Below are 19,147 nucleotides of genomic sequence, written 5' to 3'. Positions count from 1 at the left end.
GCCGTCGCCGGGATCGTCGCGGGCCGCAAAGTCGCCGACGGCGTACGGATGCTGGTCGTCCCCGGCTCCGTCCGGGTCGCCCTGCAAGCCGTCGACCCGCCGGAGCCCGTTCCCGGAGCACCCCATGGCCCACCGCGCCGCCCGCCGCACCGCCCACCGCGCGGCCGGCCCGCTGCTCGCCGCCGTCCTCCTCGCCGCCGCGCTGACCGGCTGCGGCGCCGCCACCCCGCTCCCCGCGCAGGCCACCGCGCCCGCGGACACCGCCGCCCCGCCCGCCGTCCTCCCCGCCACCGCCCCCGCGGCCTCCCCCACCGCCGCCCCGCTGCCCGCCTCCGCACCCGTCCGCGTACGGATCCCCGCGGCCGGGGTGGACGCCTCGCCGCTGCTGACGCTGGGGCCGGCCCGTGACGGCACGGTGGAGGTGCCCTCCGTGGCGGACGGGGACAAGATCGGCTGGTACGGCAAGGGCGTCACCCCCGGAGAGACCGGCCCCGCCGTGCTGATCGGCCACTTCGACACCGTCCGCGGCCCGGCCGTACTCAGGGACGTCTCGCGCGTCCGCACCGGCGACGAGATCACGGTCTCCCGGGCGGACGGCAGCACCGCGCTCTTCCGCGTCCGCGAGCTGGAGCAGGTCGACAAGAGGCGGTTCCCCACCGACAAGGTCTACGGGGACACCGCGCGCCCGGAGCTGCGCGTGATCACGTGCGGCGGCCGGATCACCGACGGCCACCGGCCCGACAACATCATTCTGTACGCCGATCTCGTGGGGTGAGACGGCGTGGGGCAGAATCGGGCCCATGAGCAGCCAGCAGCCCACCGACGAGCCCGTGTACGACGACCGGGTCTACCGCTCCTCCACGTCCGTGGTCACCGGGGTGCTGCTGCTCGCGCTGACCGCGTGGCTCTGCGGGGACGCGGTGGTGCGCGGCTCCGGGAACACCCCGTGGATCTCCCTCGCGCTGGCGCTGTGCGTGGTGCCGCTGATCGTGGCCTTCACCATCCGCCCCGCCGTCTTCGCCAATGACGACCGGATGCGCGTGCGCAACCCCTTCCGGGTCATCGAGCTGCCGTGGGCCGCCGTGGACGCGGTGCGCGCCGGGTACTCGGCGGAGGTGCTGGCCGAGGGCTCGAAGTACCAGCTCTGGTCCGTCCCCGTCTCGCTGCGGGAGCGCAAGAAGGCGAGCCGGGGCCAGTTCAGCCGGCGCGGCGGGCTCTCCGGCCGGGGCGCGTCCGTCCAGGACGGCGCGAAGCCGCCGGCGGCCGACGTGCCGCTGCGGGCGGGCGCCGACAAGGTCGTGGACGAACTGCGGGAACTGGCCGAGCGCGGGGCCGCGCGGGCCGGGGCCCAGGGCAGTGTGCGCGTGCAGTGGTCGTACGAGGTGATCGCGCCCGCCGTGGCCGGCGCGGTGCTGCTGATCGTGCTCCTCGCGACGGGCTGACCGCGCCCGGGCCCACACCTGCCCGCCCACCCGCCGGCGTGCCGCGCGGCGCGCAGCATCGCGCCGCCCGCCGGGTCCAGCCCGTTCGGGACCGCCCACCCGTGCCCGCCCGCCCGTGCCTGCCCGCACACACCGTCCGGCACGTCCCCGTACGGGCCTCGGACCGGTCCGCGCGCCTGCCCCGGTACGTGCTCCCCACCACACCCCTCCCGGGGCGGAACCGGCGCTACCGGCCGGTGCGTCCTCGCAGGTGTGCAGCGTCATGAGGCCGGCGACAGCGCCGGCACCGCCATTCATGCCCGGTTCCGGCTCCTGGGCGGCGTCCTGCTGGTCGCCCACCTCCTGGTCGTCGGCTGGCTGACGCTGCGACCACTGGACGTGCCCTGGGCGGAGGCCGCGAACCTGACCCCGCTGGAGGGGATCCGGGCGGATCTCGCCTACGGACCGCTGGAAGGGGCCCGCCGGATCGGCGAGGGGCTGGCGCTGCTGGCCCCGCTGGGGGTGCTGCTGCCGCTGATCAGCGGGCGGCTCGCGCCGTCGGCGCTGTCCGCGTGGTCCTCGCTGGCCCGGACCGCGGCCGCGGGGGCGCTGGTCTCGGTGTGCATCATGATGCTGCAGACCGCGGTGCCGGGGCAGGTGGTCGACGTGGACTCGGTGCTGCTGAACACCGTCGGCGTGCTGCTCGCGCACGCGGCCGTGGTCCCGGCGCTGCGCGCCCGGCTGCGGCGCTCACGTACCGCTTATCAGGGGCCCACCCCGAGAATTTCCAGGGTCGGGCTCGGTCCGTGGACCGAGGTTCTGTCGGCGGTTCCCCGGGAGTATTGAGTCATCGCAAGCTGAGCTGGTCTTCAGAACGGCAGAACAGCGATCCCGGTGAAGGAGAACCCCATGAGCGCCCTTGTCCGCCCCCGTGACGGTCGTTGGATCGGCGGCGTCTGCGCCGGACTGGCCCGGCGTTTCGGAATATCCGCCAACACGATGCGCGTCATATTCGTCGTCTCGTGCGTACTGCCCGGCCCGCAGTTCCTGATCTACCTGGCGCTGTGGCTGCTGCTGCCGAACGAGAAGTCCGCCTCCACCGCCTGGTAGACGGCGGCGGCGACCGGCCGGTCCGGGCGGACCGGCCGCGCGGTGCCGGAGCGCCGGGCCTCGTCAGCCCGCCCGCTGGACCTTCTCCAGCTGCTTGTCGGCGACCTCCTGCGGCACCTGAGTCTTCTGCTGGGCCGCGGCCACGTTGAGGGCCATCAGCCGCACGATGGTGTCGCCCTCGCGCACGACGACCAGGTGGACCTGGGCCGAGACGCCCTGGGCGGCCGCGGTCGTGGTCCAGCTGACGCTCTCGTCGCCGGCCGTGCGGAAGTCGGCGGCCCGCACGTCGCGGTAGCTGCCGCTCTGCTTCTCGACGGTGGCGGTGAAGCCCGTACCGCAGGCGGGCACGGCGGCCCTGAGGCGGGCGATCAGCGCCTTGGCGTCGCTCTCGGTGTAGGAGCTGACGGAGGCGGAGACGGCGAGTCCGACCTGCTTCTGGGAGCCGATGCCCCGGTTGACGGTCTCGCGCGCGGCCGGGTCCGGCTTGTCGCCCATGATGTCGGCCAGCGGCTGGCAGGCCTTCTTGTCGGCCTGCGGCTGGCCGTCGGGGGCGTTCGGGTTCTTGCCCTGCGCGGACACCTGGTAGCCGGGCAGGTCGCCCTGTTCCAGCGCGGACCGCTCCGCCCTGGTGCCGCCGGTCGTGGGCGCGGCGGAGCCGCCGGGCGTCGCGGCGGGGGCGCCGGGCGCTCCGGAGGCGGGGCTCGCGGAGCCCTTGGGGTCCGGGCCCTTGCCCGGCGGGGCGCTGTCGGGGCTGTTCGAGCCGCATCCGACCGCGGTGAGCAGCAGGGCGGGGAGCAGCGCGACCACGGTCGCTCGTACCTTCATGCGCATGACCAAGGACCTCATACCGAAGATGTCGGCGGGCAGTTGGTGGCGATCGTGACACACCGCACGGCGGCACACACACCCCGTCGAAGGGGCGTGCGACCGCCGTGGGCGCGTTCGCATCGCGACAGCGTCAGCCGTTGAGGGCTCCGGTGACCGGGCCCAGCAGGCCGGTGACCGCCTTGGTGGGGTCGCTCGGTCCACCCTCCTCGGAGTTCATCTGCTGCTGGCTGGTCACACCCTGGAGCGCTCCGGTGGCGGTGCCCAGTGCGTCGGTGAGGCCGACGGCCGGAACGGCCGACGCGGTACCGGCGGCGACGGCGGCGAACGCGGCACCGAGAGCGGCGGTACCGAGGATCTTGGCAGCTGACTGCTTCATGAAAACATGTCCTTGCGACGGGGAATTGAGCGGCTCCGAAAGCTAGCCACTTCAAACCCCCGCCCGCAAACATCATTAAATAAGAGAAAGCGCCCGGGAATTGCTCCTCCCGGGCGCTTTCAGTACGTCATGCCATGGCCTAGGCCGAGACAGAACCGCTGGTGGAAGCGGTCTGCTGGAACAGCCACTCCGACTTCAGCTCCGCATAGCCGGGCTTGATGACCTCGTTGATCATGGCCAGTCGTTCATCGAAAGGAATGAACGCGGACTTCATCGCATTGACGGTGAACCACTGCATGTCGTCCAGCGTGTAGCCGAAGGTGTCCACGAGGTGCTCGAACTCGCGGCTCATGCTGGTGCCGCTCATCAGACGGTTGTCGGTGTTGACCGTGAGCCTGAAGTGCAGCTTCCGCAGCAGACCGATCGGGTGCTCGGCGTACGAGGCGGCCGCGGCGGTCTGGAGGTTCGACGTGGGGCACATCTCCAGGGGGATGCGCTTGTCCCGGACGTAGGACGCCAGCCGGCCCAGCTTCACGGAGCCGTCCTCGGCGACCTCGATGTCGTCGATGATCTTCACGCCGTGACCGAGCCGGTCGGCGCCGCACCACTGCAGGGCCTGCCAGATCGACGGCAGGCCGAAGGCCTCGCCCGCGTGGATCGTGAAGTGGTTGTTCTCGCGCTTGAGGTACTCGAAGGCGTCGAGGTGGCGGGTGGGGGGGAACCCGGCCTCGGCGCCGGCGATGTCGAAGCCGACCACGCCGTTGTCGCGGTAGCGGTTGGCCAGCTCCGCAATCTCCAGCGCGCGGGCGGCGTGGCGCATCGCGGTCAGCAGGGCGCCGACGCGGATGCGGTGGCCGGCGGCCTTCGCACGCCGCTCGCCCTCGCGGAAGCCGTCGTTCACGGCCTCGACGACCTCTTCGAGGGTCAGGCCGGCTTCCAGGTGCTGCTCGGGGGCGTAGCGGATCTCGGCGTACACGACGCCGTCCTCGGCCAGGTCCTCGGCGCACTCGGCGGCGACCCGGAAGAGCGCCTCCTTCGTCTGCATGACCGCGCAGGTGTGCGCGAAGGTCTCGAGGTAGCGCGGGAGGGAGCCGGAGTCGGCGGCTTCCCGGAACCAGATGCCGAGCTTGTCGGCGTCGGTCTCGGGGAGGCTCTCGTAGCCGGCGTCGCGGGCCAGCTCGATGATGGTCCCGGGTCGCAGTCCACCGTCGAGGTGATCGTGCAGCAGCACCTTCGGGGAGCGGCGGATCTGATCCGGGGTCGGCAGGTTGGGGGTCTCGCTCGTCATCTGGGCACTCTAACTCCTACGCGCGTAGAGCGGGTGCCGGCCGCGTGCGCCGATATGTAACAGAGACCGCACGGACGGATGTCGTACACCTCGGCGTCTGAGACTGTTCCGCCATGGATCAGCATGCGCCGCCGGCGCGCGGGGCCCGCCTGGGGCGGGCCGCCGGCGCGAACGGCACGGGTTCGACGGTCAGTGGTGTGGTGCTCCTGCTTCCCGGGGCGTCCAGACTCTCCCCCGGTCCGCTGCGCCCGCTGGGGCGGGCGCTGGCCCGGGCGGGCGGTACGGAAGGGCTGGTCGCGCACACCGTCATCCACGGCGGGGGAACCTCCCGCGAGGAGCAGGCGGGGTGGGCCGCGGACGAGGCGGTACGGCGGTACGGGGACGTGCCCGTGTGCCTGGCCGGGTACGGAGCGGGCGGCCTGGCCGCGCTGCGGGCGGCGGGCCACGACGCCGTCAACTCGGTGGTGTCGCTGTCCCCTTGCCTTGCCCCGGGGGCCCTGCCCGGCTCGCCTGAACCGGTGAAGCAGCTGGCGGGGCGGCAGGTGCTGATCGTGCACGGCACCAACGACGCGCGCAGCGACCCGGAGGCATCGTTCCAGCTGGCGGCGCGGGCCAAGAAGGCGAATCGTTCCACGTGCCGGTTCGAGGTCCACTCGGACGGGCACGGGCTGCGCGAGCACCAGCCGGAAGTCGTGGCGCTGGCCGTGGACTTCGTCCTCGGCGCGGTGTGCTCGGGGCGGTACTCGCGGCCGGTGACCGACGCGCTGGCCGCTCCGCCCCCGCTGGGCCTGCGGATGCCCCTGGCCTCCGGGTTCGGGCGCTCGCTCCGGCGGTGAGGCGGGGGCAGCGCGGGGCGCGGGGCGGAGGGCCGCGCGGGGGCGGTACGGCGGGGCCATCGCGCGTACCGTGAGGAGTGGACTCGGGGCGATCTACTCCCGGAGGCGATGGATCATGGCCGGAATGGTGTCCAGGAGCTTCGACCAGGCCGACGAGACCCGCCCGTTCGTCGACGGCAAGGGCAGGCTGGACCTGCTGGAGGCGGGCGGCGCCGCCGTCGGGCGCGCCACCTTCGAGCCCGGATGGAAGTGGTCGGACCACGTCAAGCCGCTGGCCGGGACGGACAGCTGCCGGGCCGACCACACCGGCTACGTGGTGAGCGGCCGCATGAAGGTCGTCATGGACGACGGGGAGAGCACCGAGTTCGGCCCCGGCGACTACATGCGGGTGCCTCCCGGGCACGACGCCTGGGTCCTGGGCGACGAACCCTGCGTCACGCTGGACTGGACCGGCTTCGCCGACTACGCGAAGCCCTCGGGCTGACGGATCCGCCGGTCCGCGGGCCGCATCAGGCCGGCGGCCCGGTCCAGGATGCGGGCCAGCGCCCCCGCCGTCGGGGCGGTGGCCAGGACGTACGCGTGGTGCAGACCGCCGGTCGGGGCACGGCGGACCGCGGCCCCGGGCGGGATCTCCAGCTGTACCCGGACCACCCCCGGCACGGCCCGCGCCGCCGCGATCCCCGGCCGCACCGCGCCGGGGCCGGGGCCTGGCGGGAAGTCCACGTACCGCAGCCCCGCGTAGGCGGCGCGCGGGGTGCGCACGGGCTCGGGCAGGCCGAGCCCGGCGGCGAGCGCGAGGGCCAGCACGTCGGTGCCGTGGGCGATCCGCAGCAGGCGGCCGAACTCCTCGGCGCCGGGGCGGGCGTGGGCCTCGACGAGACGGGGGCCGTGCGCGGTGAGGATGACCTCGGTGTGGGAGGGGCCGTCGTGGTGTCCGGCGAGGTCGAGGACGCCCCGTACGAGCGCGCGTACGGCCTCCGCGGTCGAGGGGTCCAGGGCGACCGGCAGGTCGTGGCCGGTGGCCGTGAGACGGGGGCCGGTGAGGCGGCGGGACCAGCCCAGGACGCGGTGCCGGCCGCCGCGGGAGAGGGCTTCGACGGTGAGCTCCGGCCCCTCGAGGTACTCCTCGACGAGGAGGTCGGTGATCTCCGGGTAGCCGAGGGCGGCGGCCCGCGCCTCGGCCTCGTCGTGGACCAGCCGGACCCCCTCGCCGTCGGCGCCCGCCCGGGGCTTGATGACGCAGGGGTAGCCGATGAGGGTGGCGACGAAGGGGAGGGTCTCGGCGCGTCCGCAGCGGGCGAAGGAGACGGGCCGGCCGGGGTGCAGCGTGTTGGAGCGGGCGCGCAGGACGGCCTTGTCCATGAGGGCGGTGACGGCGGCGGTGGGGGTCCCCGGCAGGCCCAGCTCCTCGTTGGCGCGGGCGGCGGCGAGGGCTCCGGCGGCGTCGAAGCCGAAGACGGCGGCGCGGCCGCGGCGCACGGCTTCCATCCCGCCGACCGCCCCGATGAGGTGGCGGTGGTCGCGCCAGTCCGTCCGTACCCGCCGCTCCGCCCCCTCACGGTCGGATGGCACCGATGGATCCGGCGCGACCACCACGGTGCGGGCGCCCGCACGGCGGGCGGCCGCCACCACGGCGGGTCGCGGGCTCAGCAGGACAGCCACGGGCCCCCGTCCGTTCCTGGGTGTCCCCTGCCGCATACCGCGCTCCCCCCTCACGCCGTGCGACCACTGTGCCCCCTTCGGCATATGCCGAAAGCCGCCTGACAGGGGTCGTCTTGCCGCCTTGCGGGAATACGAGGGGTTTACGAACAGACACAGGCCGGGACGAATAGGCATATGCCAGCCGATGAAGCCGAAGCACTGAGCCCCGCGGCCCGGCGCCTCTACGCGTACGCCGTCGAGCGGCACGCCTTTGACGCCGCCGAGGCCACCGAGGCCCTGGGCGTGCGCGCGGCCGCCGCGATCACGGAGCTGTCCGCCGCGCACCTGCTCCAGCGGGCGCCCGGCGGCGGGCCCGACCGGTGGAGCGCCGTCGCGCCCCGGGCGGCGGCGGCGCGCGCGCTGGCCCCGCTGGCCCAGCTCGTCCGGGAGACCCACGACGAGATGGACCGGCTGCGGGGGCGGCTGGAGGCGCTGGTGCCGGCGTACGAGGCGGGGACCGCGCACCGGGATCTGAGCGGTTCGGGCCGCCTGGAGCTGGTGACGGACCTCGGCGCGGTACGGGGGCTGATCGCGGAGCTGGTCGCGGCGTGCGAGCGGGAGCTGCTGACCTCGCAGCCGGGGGGCGGGCGGCCGCTGGAGACGCTGGAGGAGTCGATCGGGCGGGACGAGTCGCTGCTGGCGCGCGGGGTCCGGATGCGGACGCTCTACCAGCACACGGCCCGGTACTCGCGCCCCACGGCGGCGTACGTGGAACGGGTGACGGCGCTGGGGGCGCAGGTACGGACCCTGGGCGACGGGCTGATGCGGATGCTGGTCTTCGACGACCACACGGGCCTGATGGCGGTGCCGGACCGCAGCGGGGCCGCGCTGGTGGTGCGCGAGCCGAACGTCGTGCACTTCATGCGGGGCGCCTTCGAGCGGTCCTGGCTGGGCGCCGAGCCGTTCCCCACGACGGTGAGCCCGGACGCGGCGCGGTCGATCTCGGACGAGCTGCGGCAGACCATCGTGCGGCTGCTGTCGGAGGGTTTGGAGGACAAGGTGATCGCGCGGCGGCTGGGCATGTCGGAGCGGACCTGCCAGCGGCACATCGCGGAGATCATGCGGGCCGTCGGTGCCAAGTCCCGCTTCCAGGCCGGGTACTTGCTGGCCACGCCGCCGCCCGGGCCCCCGGAGGCCTAGGCCGGCGGCTCGAGCTCCGGGATCAGGCGGCCCCGGCGGGACAGCAAGAAGCGCTTGAACTCCGCCACCGGCGGGGTGTCGGGGTGGCCGTCCAGCCAGGCGAGGCCGATCTCGCGGACGGCGCGCGGGGCGGTGACGGTCAGTTCGACGACGCCCGGGCGGGCCACGGCCGGCGGCGGCAGCAGGGCCACCCCCAGGCCGGCGGCGACCAGGCCGCGCAGGGTCTCGGCCTCCTCGCCCTCGAAGGCGACCCGGGGGGTGAACCCGGCCTCGGCGCACAGGTCGTCGGTGATGCGGCGCAGTCCGTAGCCCGGCTCCAGGGTGACGAAGGTTTCCTCGGCGGCCTCGGCGAGGCGGATGCGCTTGCGTCCCGCGAGGCGGTGGTCGTCGGGGACGACCAGGCGCAGCCGCTGCTCGTCGAGCCGGCGGGCGACCAGGTCGGGGGCGTCGGGCAGCGGCGAGGTGAGGCAGAGGTCGAGCTCGCCGGCGCGCAGCCGCTCCAGCATGGCCTCGCCGTAGTTCTGGACGAGGGAGAAGCGCACGCGCGGATGGTCGGCGCGGAAGGCGCGGATGAGGCCGGGTACGGTCTCGGGGCCGAGGGTGTGCAGGAAGCCGAAGGCGACCTTGCCGAAGGACGGGTCGGCGTCCTGCTGGACCGATTCGGCGGCGCGGGCGATCCCGTCCAGGGCCTGTTCGGCGGAGGCCAGGAAGGTGCGGCCGGCCGTGGTGAGGGCGACGGTGCGGCCCTTGCGGGCGAACAGCGTGACGCCGAGGTCCTGTTCGAGGCGGACCATGGCCCGCGACAACGTCGACTGGGGGACGCCCAGTTCGTGGGCGGCCCGGGTGACGTGCTCGTGCCGGGCGACGGCCGCGAAGTACGCGAGCCGGGGAGCCAGCAGACGTGTCACGGACGCGTCTTCTTCGTTACGGTTCATCGACAGGCGCCGCCCTGAGCTGTGCTGATGCATGAGTGGATCGATTATCGCGAATCCGTGCATTGGACGCATCAAAAACGCGGGCCTACCTTCGAGGTATGCCTCCCGTTCATACCGGGGCACCTGTGATCCCAGGTGCCTCCACCCCGTCGTCGCCTCGGCCCGAACCGCACTCCCCCGGCCGCCCCGGCTACCGCCGGATGAGCCTCGCGCTCTTCGCCGCCGGACTCGCCACCTTCGCCCTCCTCTACTCCACCCAGGCGCTGCTGCCCGCGATCTCCGACGGGTTCGGGGTGACGGCGGGCCAGGCCAGCTGGACGGTATCCGCGGCCACCGGGGCGCTCGCCCTGTTCGTCCTGCCGCTGAGCGCACTGTCCGAGCGGTTCGGGCGCACCCGGATGATGACCTGGTCGATGGTCGTGGCCGTGGGCCTCGGCCTGCTGGTGCCCTTCGCGCCGAACCTCGAGTGGCTGGTGGCCCTGCGGGCCGTCCAGGGCGCGGCGATCGCCGGGATCCCCGCCTCCGCGATGGCGTACCTGGCGGAGGAGGTCAAGCCGAAGGCCCTGGTCGGGGCGATCGGCCTGTTCGTGGCGGGCAACTCCATCGGCGGGATGAGCGGCCGCCTCGTCACCGGCTGGGGCGCGCAGTTCGGCGGCTGGCGGGCGGGCCTGCTGACCGTCGGGCTGATGGCGCTGGCCTGCGCGGCGGCCTTCCTGGTGCTGCTGCCCCGGGCGCGGTTCTTCCGCCCGGCCTCGCTGAACCCGCGGGCGGTGGGCCGTACCGTCGCCGGTCACCTGCGCGATCCGCTGCTGCTGCGGCTGTACGGGATCGGCGCGCTGTTCATGACCGTCTTCGGCGCCGTGTACACCGTCATCGGCTACCGGCTGGTGGACGAGCCGTTCTCGCTCGGGCAGGGCGTGGTCGGGTCGGTCTTCCTGATCTACCTGGTGGGCACGGTCTCCTCGGCGGCGGCCGGACAGCTGGTGGCCCGCACGGGCCGGCGCGGCGCGCTGTACCTGGCCGTGACCACCACCGCGCTCGGACTGCTGCTGTCGCTGTCCGAGTCCCTGGCGGCGATCCTGCTCGGCCTGGTCCTGATCACGGCGGGCTTCTTCGCGGGGCACGCGGTGGCCTCGGCCGCGGTGAGCCGGACGGCGCGCACGGGCCGTGCGCAGGCCTCGGCGCTCTACCAGTCCGCGTACTACCTGGGCTCCAGCGCGGGCGGCACCCTGGGCGCCCTCGCCTACCACTCGGCGGGATGGGCGGCGACGGTGGGCATCGCGCTGCTGGCCGTGCTCGGCGTCGTCTCGATCACGCTGTACGGGTCCCACGCGGCCCGCGCGGAGCGGCGCGTGCCGGCTTCGGCCGCGACCGTGCGCTGAGGGCCACCGGCCACCGGCCGTAAACGGAATCGGTCCTTAAATACGTCTCCCCGCAGGCAACTCGTGTCGGTTTTCCGGGCATTCAACACGGTGAACCGATGCAGGGCGAAATGGGGAGGGTGCCATGGGGACGCGCATGCGCGCGGCGGCGGTGTTCGGCGGGGCGGTGGCGCTGGCGCTGCCGCTGGTGGTCGCGGGAGGCGGGCCGGCCGGGGCCGCGTCGTGCAACCTCGGCACCGGGCCGTACCAGCGGCAGGTGGAGCGGTTCCTGGGGCGGCCGGTGGACGGCCGGCAGTCGGCGGCCGACTGCACGGCGATCAGGTCGTTCCAGTCGAGCCACGGGATCACCCCCACGCAGGGCTACGCCGGGCCGCTGACCTGGCAGACGATGAGCACGATGCTGGCCCAGCGGGCGGCCGGCCGCACGCCGAACAAGGCGGGCCACTGCCCGGTGAACCGGGGGCGGATCGCCTGCGTCGACCTGACGCGGCAGCTCAGCTGGATCCAGGACGGCGCCACCCTGAAGTACGGCCCGGTCCCGGTCCGCACCGGCAAGGACGGCACGGAGACCCGGACCGGCCTGAAGAAGATCTACCACCGCAGCATCGACCACTGGTCGACGGTCTACCACGTGTCGATGCCGTACGCGCAGTTCTTCGACGGGGGCATCGCCTTCCACTCGACCACCAAGAGCATGTGGAACCCGCCCGGCTCGGGCGGCTGCGTGAACATGCGGTCCGCCGACGCCAAGGCGTACTGGAACCTGCTGGGCAAGGGCGAGGACGTCTACGTCTACGGGCGCAAGCCCGGCACGTGACGGGCGGCCCGCGGCCGTTCCGGCTGCCGTTGTCGGACCCCTCCGGTAGGTTCCGAAGGAGTGGACCTACCTGGGGGCGACGACAGCCATGAGTGACCTCGCGACGACACCGACGGACCTCGACACCGCGCTGGACCGCTACCGGGTCGAGCTGACCGGGTACTGCTACCGGATGCTCGGCTCGTCCTTCGACGCCGAGGACGCGGTGCAGGACACGTACATCCGCGCCTGGCGCAGCTTCGAGAAGTTCGAGGGCCGCTCCTCGCTGCGGTCGTGGCTCTACCGGATCGCCACCAACGTCTGCCTGGACCTGTTGAACGCGGGGAACAAGCGGGCCCGGCCGATGGACCTGAGCGCCCCGCAGCACCAGGCCTCCGCGGTGCTGAACGAACGGCCGGAGGTGACCTGGCTGGAGCCGGTCCCCGACGGCCGGGTGCTGCCGCAGACGGCCGACCCCGCGGAGATGGCGCTGGCGCGGGAATCGGTGCGCCTCGCGTTCGTCGCGGCCCTGCAGCACCTGCCGGCGAAGCAGCGGGCGGTGCTGATCCTGCGCGAGGTGCTGGCGTGGAAGGCCGACGAGGTCGCGACGCTGCTGGAGACCACGGTGGCCTCGGTGAACAGCGCGCTGCAGCGGGCGCGGGCCACGCTGGCCGCGCACGGGATCCGCGACAGCGATCCCGCGGACCCGCTGGACGCGGACCAGGCGAAGCTGCTGGAGCAGTACCTGTCGGCCTTCGAGGCCTATGACATCTCGCGGCTCACCGCGCTGCTGCACGAGGACGCGGTGCTGTCGATGCCGCCGTTCGACCTGTGGCTGCGGGGCCACGAGGACATCGCCGCCTGGCACCTGAACCAGGGCATCGGCTGCAAGGGCTCCCGCCTGGTCGCGACGACGGCGAACGGGATGCCGGCCTTCGGCCAGTACCGGCCGGCGGCCTCCGGGAAGGGCCACACCCCGTGGGCGCTCCAGGTCCTGGAGATCTCAGACGGCAGGATCGTCGGGCTCAACGCCTTCCTGGACACCGCCCGCTGGTTCCCCCTCTTCGGCCTCCCCGAGCAGCTCGACGAGGCCTACGAGGCCCAGTAGGGCCCGCAGCCGCCCGTCGGCGCCGGTCACCCTCAGCGGGGTGCCGTGCCGGCGGGCGGTGAGCGCCATGCGCGCGAGCGCGTCGACGCTGCCGAGGCCGGCGGCCTCGACGGCCCGCACGTCGCACACGACGAGGGCGGGTCCGTCGCGGCAGGCCTCGCTCACGCGCGCGCAGAGCGCGGGGACGTCGGCCAGGGAGCCCTCCAGGGCCAGGGTTCTGGTCTCCACGAGGGGATGACCGTCCCCGGCCCCGGAACTCATCGGCAGGGGCCCGCCGGGGGTCAGGCGATGCGGTCCAGCACGATCGGCGTGGCGGAGAAGGCCGTGCCCGCCGGGGCGACGTCGTACGAGCCGTCCAGGGAGGCGAGGGCGTACTCGAACTTCTCCGGGGTGTCCGTGTGCAGGGTCATCAGCGGCTGGCCCGCGGTCACCGTGTCGCCCGGCTTCGCGTGGAGCTCGATGCCCGCGCCCGCCTGCACCGGGTCCTCCTTGCGGGCGCGGCCCGCGCCCAGGCGCCAGGCACCGACGCCCACCGCGTACGCGTCGAGGCGGGTCAGTACGCCCGAGGCCGACGCGGTGACCACGTGCTGCTCGCGGGCGACGGGCAGGGCCGCGTCCGGGTCGCCGCCCTGGGCCGCGATCATCCGGCGCCAGTGGTCCATCGCGGAGCCGTCGGCCAGGGCCTTCGCCGGGTCGGCGTCCTTGATGCCCGCGGCGTCCAGCATCTCCCTGGCCAGGGCGATGGTCAGCTCGACCACGTCCGCGGGGCCGCCGCCCGCGAGGACCTCCACCGACTCGCGCACTTCCAGCGCGTTGCCGGCCGTCAGGCCGAGGGGGGTGGACATGTCGGTGAGCAGGGCGACCGTCTTGACGCCCGAGTCGGTGCCCAGGCCCACCATGGTCCGCGCCAGCTCGCGCGCGTCCTCGATGTTCTTCATGAAGGCGCCGCTGCCGACCTTGACGTCGAGGACGAGCGAGCCCGTGCCCTCGGCGATCTTCTTCGACATGATCGAGGAGGCGATCAGCGGGATGGCCTCGACCGTGCCCGTCACGTCGCGCAGGGCGTAGAGCTTCTTGTCCGCCGGGGCCAGGCCGTCGCCGGCCGCGCAGATGACGGCGCCGGTGGTGTCCAGGACGTGCAGCATCTCCTCGTTCGACAGCAGGGCGCGCCAGCCGGGGATGGACTCCAGCTTGTCGAGGGTGCCGCCGGTGTGGCCGAGCCCGCGGCCGGACAGCTGCGGAACGGCCGCGCCGCACGCGGCGACGAGCGGGGCCAGCGGCAGCGTGATCTTGTCGCCGACACCGCCGGTGGAGTGCTTGTCGGCGGTGGGGCGGGAGAGGGAGTCGAAGTTCATCCGCTCGCCGGAGGCGATCATCGCCGCGGTCCAGCGGGCGATCTCGGTCCGGTTCATCCCGTTGAGCAGGATGGCCATCGCCAGCGCCGACATCTGCTCGTCGGCGACGACACCGCGGGTGTACGCGTCGATGACCCAGTCGATCTGCTCGGGGCTCAGCTCACCGCGGTCCCGCTTGGTCCGGATGACGGAGATGACGTCCATGTGGTGCTTCCTTCTACGCGCATAGAGAGAGGGGATTGCGGAAGTACGACGGCCCCCCGCCCGGGCGGGCGGAGGGCCGTCGGCACGGCTATCTCAAGTGGTCCGGCCCGAAGGCCTGCGGCAGCATCTCCGCCAGCGGAAGGATCCCCTTCGGGGTCTCCACCAGCAGTTCCGGGCCGCCGAATTCGAAGAGCAGCTGTCGGCAGCGGCCGCACGGGACGAGGATCTCGCCCCGGCCGTCGACACAGGTGAAGTGCGTCAGCCGGCCGCCGCCCGTGGCCTGGAGGGAGGACACCAGGCCGCACTCGGCGCACAGGCTGAGTCCGTAGCTCGCGTTCTCGACGTTGCAGCCGACGACGGTCCTGCCGTCCTCGACCAGGGCGGCGACACCGACCGGGAAGCCCGAGTACGGGGCGTAGGCCCGGGACATGGCGTCCCGGGCGGCCTCGCGCAGGGCCTCCCAGTCGACGGCGGGCGCGCTCGTCACTTGCCCTGGCCCTTGCGGTACGGCATCCCGTCCGCCTTGGGCATCCGCAGCCGCTGCGCCGACAGCGCGAGCACCAGCAGGGTGGTCACGTACGGGGCGGCGTCCACGAACTGGCTGGGCACCGAGTCGGTGAGGACGTACCAGACGAAGAGCAGCGCGGCGCAGGCCGCCGAGATGCCGGCCTGGAGGTACTTCTTCTTGTACAGCTGCCAGACGCAGACCAGCACCAGCAGGATCGCGATCAGCAGCAGCATCGCGTGGACGTTCGTGGCGCCACCGCGCAGCTTGAGGCTGTCGATGAAGCCGAACAGGCCCGCGCCCAGCGCCATGCCGCCCGGCATCCAGTTGCCGAAGATCATGGCGGCGAGGCCGATGTAGCCGCGGCCGCCGGTCTGGCCCTCCTGGTAGATGGGGCTGGCGACCTCGGACAGGTACACGCCGCCGAGGCCCGCCAGGGCGCCCGAGACGATCACGGCGATGTACTTGTACTTGTACACGTTGACGCCGAGGGACTCCGCCGCGATGGGGTTCTCACCGCAGGAGCGCAGCCGCAGGCCGAAGGTGGTCCGCCACAGCACCCACCAGGTGGCCGGGATCAGCAGCAGGGCGACGATGGTCAGCAGCGAGAGCTCGGTGACCAGGCCGCCGATGACGCCGGCGAGGTCCGAGACGAAGAACCAGTGCTTGCCCTGGAGATCGGACATCCAGTCGGACAGCCCCGGCACGGTGATCTTGTAGATCGGCTCGACCTGCGGCGACTGCTTGGAGGAGCCGCCCGGCGCCTCGGCGAAGGTGAAGTTCGACAGGTACTGGGTGAAGCCCAGCGCCAGGATGTTGATCGCCACACCGGAGACGATGTGGTTGACGTTGAACGTGACGGTGATGATCGCGTGCAGCAGGCCGCCCAGGGCGCCGCCGGCGATGCCGACGAGCACACCGGTCCACGGACCCCACTGGTAGCCGGCCCAGGCACCGAACCAGGTGCCGAGGATCATCATGCCCTCGAGGCCGATGTTGACGACGCCCGCGCGCTCGGCCCACAGGCCGCCGAGGCCGGCGAGGCCGATCGGGACGGCGAGGGACAGGGCGCCGGAGACCTGGCCGACCGAGGTCAGGTCGTTGGCCCCGCTGATCAGGCGGACCAGCGAGACCAGCGCGAGGCCGCCCGCGATGATCAGCAGGATCCAGGGCAGGGTGAGCTTCTTGCGGCCGCCGGACTTCTTCGGGGCGGCGGCCGTCGCGGAGACAGTGCTGGTGCTCACGCCGCGACCTCCTTGTCGGTCTTGATGGCGTGCCCGGCGGCGAGCTCCTCGCCGACCTTCTGCTGCTGGCGCCGGATGCCGTAGCGGCGGACGAGTTCGTACGAGACGACGACCGCGATCACGATCAGGCCCTTCATGATCGTGCCGATCTCCTTCGCGTAGCCGGCCTGGTCGAGCGAGGCCGAGGCCTTGTCGATGAAGGCCATCAGGAACGCGGCGAAGAGGATGCCGACCGGGCTGTTGCGGCCGAGCAGCGCGATGGTGATGCCGGTGAAGCCGACACCGACCGGGAAGGCCAGGTTGTAGGTGTGCGTCTCGCCCAGCAGCTGCGGCATGCCGGCGAGGCCGGCGACCGCGCCGGAGATGAGCATCGAGGTGATGATCATCTTCTTGGCGTCGACGCCGGAGGCCTGCGCGGCGGACTCGCTGGCGCCGGTGGCGCGCAGGTCGAAGCCGAAGCGGGTCCGGTTGAGCACGAACCAGTAGACGACGCCGAGGGCGAAGGCCACGAAGGTGAAGCCGTAGATCTCCAGCCCGTCGCCGAGGGACACCGCCGGGAACCAGCCCGACTCGGCGATGTCGCCGGTGGTCAGGTCGTTGGAGCCCTCGAGCTGGACGCCGAGGTTCTTCGGCAGCATCATCCAGGCGATCAGGCTGGTCGCGATGGCGTTCAGCATGATCGTGGAGACGACCTCGCTCACCCCGCGCTTGGCCTTGAGCACACCGGCGATGCCGGACCAGAAGGCGCCGACGAGCATCGCCACGAGGACGATCAGCAGCAGGTGCAGCGGGCCCGGCAGGGTCACGGCCGCACCGACCACGGCGGAGAGCATCGCCGCGAGGCGGTACTGGCCGTCGACGCCGATGTTGAACAGGTTCATCCTGAAGCCGATGGCCACGGCCAGCGCCGCCAGGTAGTACGTGCCGGCCTGGTTCACGATGAGGACCTGGACGTCCTCGTAGCCGGCGTTCTCCACCATGAGGCGCAGCGGCTCGATCGGGTCGATGCCCGTCGCCGCCAGCACGATCACGGTCAGCAGGAAGGCGCTGACCAGGGCGAGCACGGGCCCGGCCAAGCCGAGGAGCAGCCGGTCCTTGTCGAATTTCTTCATCGGGCCTCGTCCTCCGGTGCATCGGTACCGGGCTCGGTACCGGCGGCGGAGTGGTTGTCGGTTGCTTCCAGGTGCCCGGAGGCGGCGCCCGTCATGGCGGTGCCGAGCTCCTCCGGGGTGACGGTCGCGGGGTCGGCGTCGGCGACCAGGCGGCCGCGGTAGATCACCCGCAGGGTGTCGGACAGGCCGATGAGCTCGTCCAGGTCCGCGGAGATGAGCAGGACGGCCAGGCCCTCGCGGCGGGCCTCGCGGATCGCGTCCCAGATCTGCGCCTGCGCGCCGACGTCCACACCGCGGGTGGGGTGGGCGGCGATCAGGAACTTCGGGTTGTGGCTCATCTCGCGGCCGACGATCAGCTTCTGCTGGTTGCCGCCGGAGAGCGAGGCCGCGGTGACCTCGATGCCGGGCGTGCGGACGTCGTACTCGCGCACGATCCGCTCGGTGTCCTTGCGGGCCGCCTTGATGTCGAGGATGCCGCGCTTGGAGTTGGGCGCCTCGGTGACGTGGCCCAGGATGCGGTTCTCCCACAGCGGGGACTCCAGCAGCAGGCCGTGCCGGTGCCGGTCCTCGGGGATGTAGCCGATGCCGGCCACGCGGCGCTTGCGGACCGGGGCGCCGGTGATGTCGTCGCCGTCCAGCACGACCGCGCCCGCGTCGGGGGCGGCCATGCCCATCAGGGCTTCGATGAGCTCGGTCTGGCCGTTGCCCTCGACGCCCGCGATGCCGAGCACCTCGCCCTTGTGGATGGTGAAGGTGACGTCGTTCAGCAGGAGGCGGCCGGCCTCGGCGTGCTCGATGGTCGCGGAGTCCGCGGGGATCGCGCGCGCCATGACCTCGGGCTCGGCGACGAGGGTGCCGCCCGCTGCCAGGGTCAGGCCCCGGACCTCCAGCATCGGCGTGGTGGTGACCGTGGACTCGCGGGTCTCCGGCGAGGGGAGTTCGGCGCCGACCATCAGCTCGGCGAGCTGCTTGGTGGTGGCCGTCTTCGGGTCGGCGGTGCCGACCGTGGTGCCGCGCCGGATGACGGTGATGTCGTCGGCGACCTTCAGGACCTCGCCCAGCTTGTGCGAGATGAAGATGACGGTCAGGCCCTCGGCCTTGAGCTCGCGCAGGTTGTCGAAGAGCGCGTCCACTTCCTGCGGCACGAGCACGGCGGTCGGCTCGTCGAGGATGAGGATCTTGGCGCCGCGGTAGAGGACCTTGAGGATCTCCACGCGCTGGCGGTCGGCGACGCCCAGGTCCTCGACCAGGGCGTCGGGACGGACGCCGAGGCCGTAGGCGTCCGAGATCTCCTGGATCTTCTTACGGGCCTTGGCGCCGATGCCGTACAGCTTCTCGCCGCCGAGAACCACGTTCTCCAGGACGGTGAGGTTGTCGGCGAGCATGAAGTGCTGGTGCACCATGCCGATGCCGCGGGCGATGGCGTCGCCGGGGCTGCTGAAGGTGACCTGCTCCCCGTCGATGGCGATGGTGCCCTCGTCCGGCTTCTGCATGCCGTAGAGGATCTTCATCAGGGTCGACTTGCCGGCGCCGTTCTCGCCGATCAAGGCATGGACCGTGCCCTTGCGGACGGTGATCGCGATGTCCTTGTTGGCGACGACGCCGGGGAAGCGCTTGGTGATGCCGTGCAGTTCTACGGCGGGGGGCGGGCTGGACGCGTTGATGACGCACTCTCCTTGGCGCGGAAGGAGCGGGAGGCAGGGGGACAGGGCGGGGAGTGAAAGTATCGCGTCCACGATGCTTCTACGCGCGTAGCACTGTCGGAAGTGAAAACTTGAGGCCAAGCGGCCACAAGCGACACGGAAC

The 19,147-nt window shown here is 72.7% G+C and carries 21 protein-coding genes; 10 read left to right on the top strand and 11 right to left on the bottom strand.

The features are described 5' to 3' along the window. Positions 1 to 124: 124 nt before the first annotated feature. The 4 genes from AB0D66_RS26230 to AB0D66_RS26215 all read left to right on the top strand — a co-directional run bounded on the left by AB0D66_RS26230 (position 125) and on the right by AB0D66_RS26215 (position 2,531). Positions 125 to 775 (top strand): class F sortase, encoded by a 651-nt coding sequence (locus AB0D66_RS26230; protein WP_362308251.1) that lies wholly within the window; start codon positions 125 to 127, stop codon positions 773 to 775. 25 nt (positions 776 to 800) lie between these two features. After that, positions 801 to 1,442, top strand: a complete 642-nt coding sequence (locus tag AB0D66_RS26225) for a PH domain-containing protein (RefSeq protein ID WP_362308248.1) — start codon at positions 801 to 803, stop codon at positions 1,440 to 1,442. A 252-nt stretch (positions 1,443 to 1,694) separates the two neighbouring features. Beyond that, complete coding sequence (locus AB0D66_RS26220) at positions 1,695 to 2,267, top strand: VanZ family protein (RefSeq protein ID WP_362308245.1); 573 nt, start codon at positions 1,695 to 1,697, stop codon at positions 2,265 to 2,267. Between the two features lie 63 nt (positions 2,268 to 2,330). Then, positions 2,331 to 2,531 carry a PspC domain-containing protein gene (locus AB0D66_RS26215; RefSeq protein WP_361753684.1) on the top strand — a complete coding sequence of 67 codons (201 nt, stop codon included), beginning with the start codon at positions 2,331 to 2,333 and terminating at the stop codon, positions 2,529 to 2,531. Between the two features lie 63 nt (positions 2,532 to 2,594). Here the strand turns inward: AB0D66_RS26215 and AB0D66_RS26210 are convergent, their stop codons facing one another. The 3 genes from AB0D66_RS26210 to AB0D66_RS26200 form a co-directional block, all read right to left on the bottom strand. Next, entirely contained in the window at positions 2,595 to 3,356 is a 762-nt protein-coding gene (locus AB0D66_RS26210) for a hypothetical protein (RefSeq protein ID WP_362308242.1), read from the bottom strand. A 133-nt stretch (positions 3,357 to 3,489) separates the two neighbouring features. Beyond that, positions 3,490 to 3,735: a hypothetical protein gene (locus AB0D66_RS26205; RefSeq protein WP_362308239.1), complete on the bottom strand. Its 246-nt coding sequence runs from the start codon at positions 3,733 to 3,735 to the stop codon at positions 3,490 to 3,492. 139 nt (positions 3,736 to 3,874) lie between these two features. Next, on the bottom strand, positions 3,875 to 5,023 hold the full coding sequence (locus AB0D66_RS26200) for an adenosine deaminase (protein WP_362308236.1): 1,149 nt from the start codon (positions 5,021 to 5,023) through the stop codon (positions 3,875 to 3,877). 113 nt (positions 5,024 to 5,136) lie between these two features. Between AB0D66_RS26200 and AB0D66_RS26195 the strand changes: the two genes are divergently transcribed. Both AB0D66_RS26195 and AB0D66_RS26190 read left to right on the top strand, forming a co-directional pair. Then, positions 5,137 to 5,859 carry an alpha/beta hydrolase gene (locus AB0D66_RS26195; RefSeq protein WP_362308233.1) on the top strand — a complete coding sequence of 241 codons (723 nt, stop codon included), beginning with the start codon at positions 5,137 to 5,139 and terminating at the stop codon, positions 5,857 to 5,859. Positions 5,860 to 5,974: 115 nt separating this feature from the next. Beyond that, on the top strand, positions 5,975 to 6,343 hold the full coding sequence (locus AB0D66_RS26190) for a cupin domain-containing protein (RefSeq protein WP_362308230.1): 369 nt from the start codon (positions 5,975 to 5,977) through the stop codon (positions 6,341 to 6,343). Here the strand turns inward: AB0D66_RS26190 and AB0D66_RS26185 are convergent. Then, entirely contained in the window at positions 6,322 to 7,521 is a 1,200-nt protein-coding gene (locus tag AB0D66_RS26185; RefSeq protein WP_362308227.1) for an ATP-grasp domain-containing protein, read from the bottom strand. The two genes, AB0D66_RS26190 and AB0D66_RS26185, sit on opposite strands and share 22 nt — an antisense overlap. A gap of 174 nt (positions 7,522 to 7,695) precedes the next feature. Between AB0D66_RS26185 and AB0D66_RS26180 the strand changes: the two genes are divergently transcribed. Continuing rightward, positions 7,696 to 8,700, top strand: a complete 1,005-nt coding sequence (locus AB0D66_RS26180; protein WP_362308224.1) for a helix-turn-helix transcriptional regulator — start codon at positions 7,696 to 7,698, stop codon at positions 8,698 to 8,700. Here the strand turns inward: AB0D66_RS26180 and AB0D66_RS26175 are convergent. Beyond that, positions 8,697 to 9,635 (bottom strand): LysR family transcriptional regulator, encoded by a 939-nt coding sequence (locus tag AB0D66_RS26175; protein ID WP_362308221.1) that lies wholly within the window; start codon positions 9,633 to 9,635, stop codon positions 8,697 to 8,699. The two genes, AB0D66_RS26180 and AB0D66_RS26175, sit on opposite strands and share 4 nt — an antisense overlap. 98 nt (positions 9,636 to 9,733) lie before the next feature. Between AB0D66_RS26175 and AB0D66_RS26170 the strand changes: the two genes are divergently transcribed. The 3 genes from AB0D66_RS26170 to AB0D66_RS26160 all read left to right on the top strand — a co-directional run bounded on the left by AB0D66_RS26170 (position 9,734) and on the right by AB0D66_RS26160 (position 12,921). Further along, positions 9,734 to 11,017, top strand: coding sequence for an MFS transporter (locus AB0D66_RS26170; RefSeq protein WP_362308218.1), 1,284 nt, complete (start codon positions 9,734 to 9,736; stop codon positions 11,015 to 11,017). 124 nt (positions 11,018 to 11,141) lie between these two features. Continuing rightward, the gene (locus AB0D66_RS26165) at positions 11,142 to 11,834 is read left to right on the top strand and encodes a L,D-transpeptidase family protein (RefSeq protein ID WP_362308215.1); all 693 of its coding nucleotides are present in this window, start codon (positions 11,142 to 11,144) and stop codon (positions 11,832 to 11,834) included. Between the two features lie 88 nt (positions 11,835 to 11,922). Then, complete coding sequence (locus AB0D66_RS26160; RefSeq protein ID WP_362308212.1) at positions 11,923 to 12,921, top strand: sigma-70 family RNA polymerase sigma factor; 999 nt, start codon at positions 11,923 to 11,925, stop codon at positions 12,919 to 12,921. Here AB0D66_RS26160 and AB0D66_RS26155 read toward each other — a convergent pair. From AB0D66_RS26155 to AB0D66_RS26130, 6 genes are all read right to left on the bottom strand, one after another. Continuing rightward, the gene (locus AB0D66_RS26155; RefSeq protein ID WP_362308209.1) at positions 12,817 to 13,149 is read right to left on the bottom strand and encodes an STAS domain-containing protein; all 333 of its coding nucleotides are present in this window, start codon (positions 13,147 to 13,149) and stop codon (positions 12,817 to 12,819) included. The two genes, AB0D66_RS26160 and AB0D66_RS26155, sit on opposite strands and share 105 nt — an antisense overlap. Before the next feature lie 53 nt (positions 13,150 to 13,202). Beyond that, entirely contained in the window at positions 13,203 to 14,480 is a 1,278-nt protein-coding gene (locus AB0D66_RS26150; protein ID WP_362308206.1) for a thymidine phosphorylase, read from the bottom strand. Positions 14,481 to 14,568: 88 nt separating this feature from the next. After that, entirely contained in the window at positions 14,569 to 14,967 is a 399-nt protein-coding gene (locus tag AB0D66_RS26145) for a cytidine deaminase (RefSeq protein WP_362308203.1), read from the bottom strand. After that, entirely contained in the window at positions 14,964 to 16,229 is a 1,266-nt protein-coding gene (locus tag AB0D66_RS26140) for an ABC transporter permease (protein WP_362308201.1), read from the bottom strand. Before AB0D66_RS26140 ends, AB0D66_RS26145 begins: the two co-directional genes overlap by 4 nt. Then, positions 16,226 to 17,341 carry an ABC transporter permease gene (locus AB0D66_RS26135; protein WP_362308198.1) on the bottom strand — a complete coding sequence of 372 codons (1,116 nt, stop codon included), beginning with the start codon at positions 17,339 to 17,341 and terminating at the stop codon, positions 16,226 to 16,228. Before AB0D66_RS26135 ends, AB0D66_RS26140 begins: the two co-directional genes overlap by 4 nt. Continuing rightward, on the bottom strand, positions 17,338 to 19,005 hold the full coding sequence (locus AB0D66_RS26130) for an ABC transporter ATP-binding protein (RefSeq protein ID WP_362308265.1): 1,668 nt from the start codon (positions 19,003 to 19,005) through the stop codon (positions 17,338 to 17,340). Before AB0D66_RS26130 ends, AB0D66_RS26135 begins: the two co-directional genes overlap by 4 nt. Between the last annotated feature and the right edge of the window lie 142 nt (positions 19,006 to 19,147).

The sequence above is a fragment of the Streptomyces sp. NPDC048270 genome (assembly GCF_040652335.1).
Classification (GTDB): domain Bacteria; phylum Actinomycetota; class Actinomycetes; order Streptomycetales; family Streptomycetaceae; genus Streptomyces.
Note: the sequence above shows the minus strand (reverse complement) of the source record. Positions and strands in the feature narration are given on the sequence as shown.

Excerpts from the sequence above, each read along its gene's own strand:
- AB0D66_RS26180 (WP_362308224.1), top strand. The coding sequence starts at position 7,696 with ATGCCAGCCGATGAAGCCGAAGCACTGAGCCCCGCGGCCCGGCGCCTC.
- AB0D66_RS26215 (WP_361753684.1), top strand. The coding sequence starts at position 2,331 with ATGAGCGCCCTTGTCCGCCCCCGTGACGGTCGTTGGATCGGCGGCGTC.
- AB0D66_RS26190 (WP_362308230.1), top strand. The coding sequence starts at position 5,975 with ATGGCCGGAATGGTGTCCAGGAGCTTCGACCAGGCCGACGAGACCCGC.
- AB0D66_RS26205 (WP_362308239.1), bottom strand. The coding sequence starts at position 3,735 with ATGAAGCAGTCAGCTGCCAAGATCCTCGGTACCGCCGCTCTCGGTGCC.
- AB0D66_RS26175 (WP_362308221.1), bottom strand. The coding sequence starts at position 9,635 with ATGAACCGTAACGAAGAAGACGCGTCCGTGACACGTCTGCTGGCTCCC.
- AB0D66_RS26225 (WP_362308248.1), top strand. The coding sequence starts at position 801 with ATGAGCAGCCAGCAGCCCACCGACGAGCCCGTGTACGACGACCGGGTC.
- AB0D66_RS26230 (WP_362308251.1), top strand. The coding sequence starts at position 125 with ATGGCCCACCGCGCCGCCCGCCGCACCGCCCACCGCGCGGCCGGCCCG.
- AB0D66_RS26195 (WP_362308233.1), top strand. The coding sequence starts at position 5,137 with ATGGATCAGCATGCGCCGCCGGCGCGCGGGGCCCGCCTGGGGCGGGCC.
- AB0D66_RS26165 (WP_362308215.1), top strand. The coding sequence starts at position 11,142 with ATGGGGACGCGCATGCGCGCGGCGGCGGTGTTCGGCGGGGCGGTGGCG.
- AB0D66_RS26160 (WP_362308212.1), top strand. The coding sequence starts at position 11,923 with ATGAGTGACCTCGCGACGACACCGACGGACCTCGACACCGCGCTGGAC.
- AB0D66_RS26170 (WP_362308218.1), top strand. The coding sequence starts at position 9,734 with ATGCCTCCCGTTCATACCGGGGCACCTGTGATCCCAGGTGCCTCCACC.
- AB0D66_RS26135 (WP_362308198.1), bottom strand. The coding sequence starts at position 17,341 with ATGAAGAAATTCGACAAGGACCGGCTGCTCCTCGGCTTGGCCGGGCCC.
- AB0D66_RS26200 (WP_362308236.1), bottom strand. The coding sequence starts at position 5,023 with ATGACGAGCGAGACCCCCAACCTGCCGACCCCGGATCAGATCCGCCGC.
- AB0D66_RS26150 (WP_362308206.1), bottom strand. The coding sequence starts at position 14,480 with ATGGACGTCATCTCCGTCATCCGGACCAAGCGGGACCGCGGTGAGCTG.
- AB0D66_RS26210 (WP_362308242.1), bottom strand. The coding sequence starts at position 3,356 with ATGAAGGTACGAGCGACCGTGGTCGCGCTGCTCCCCGCCCTGCTGCTC.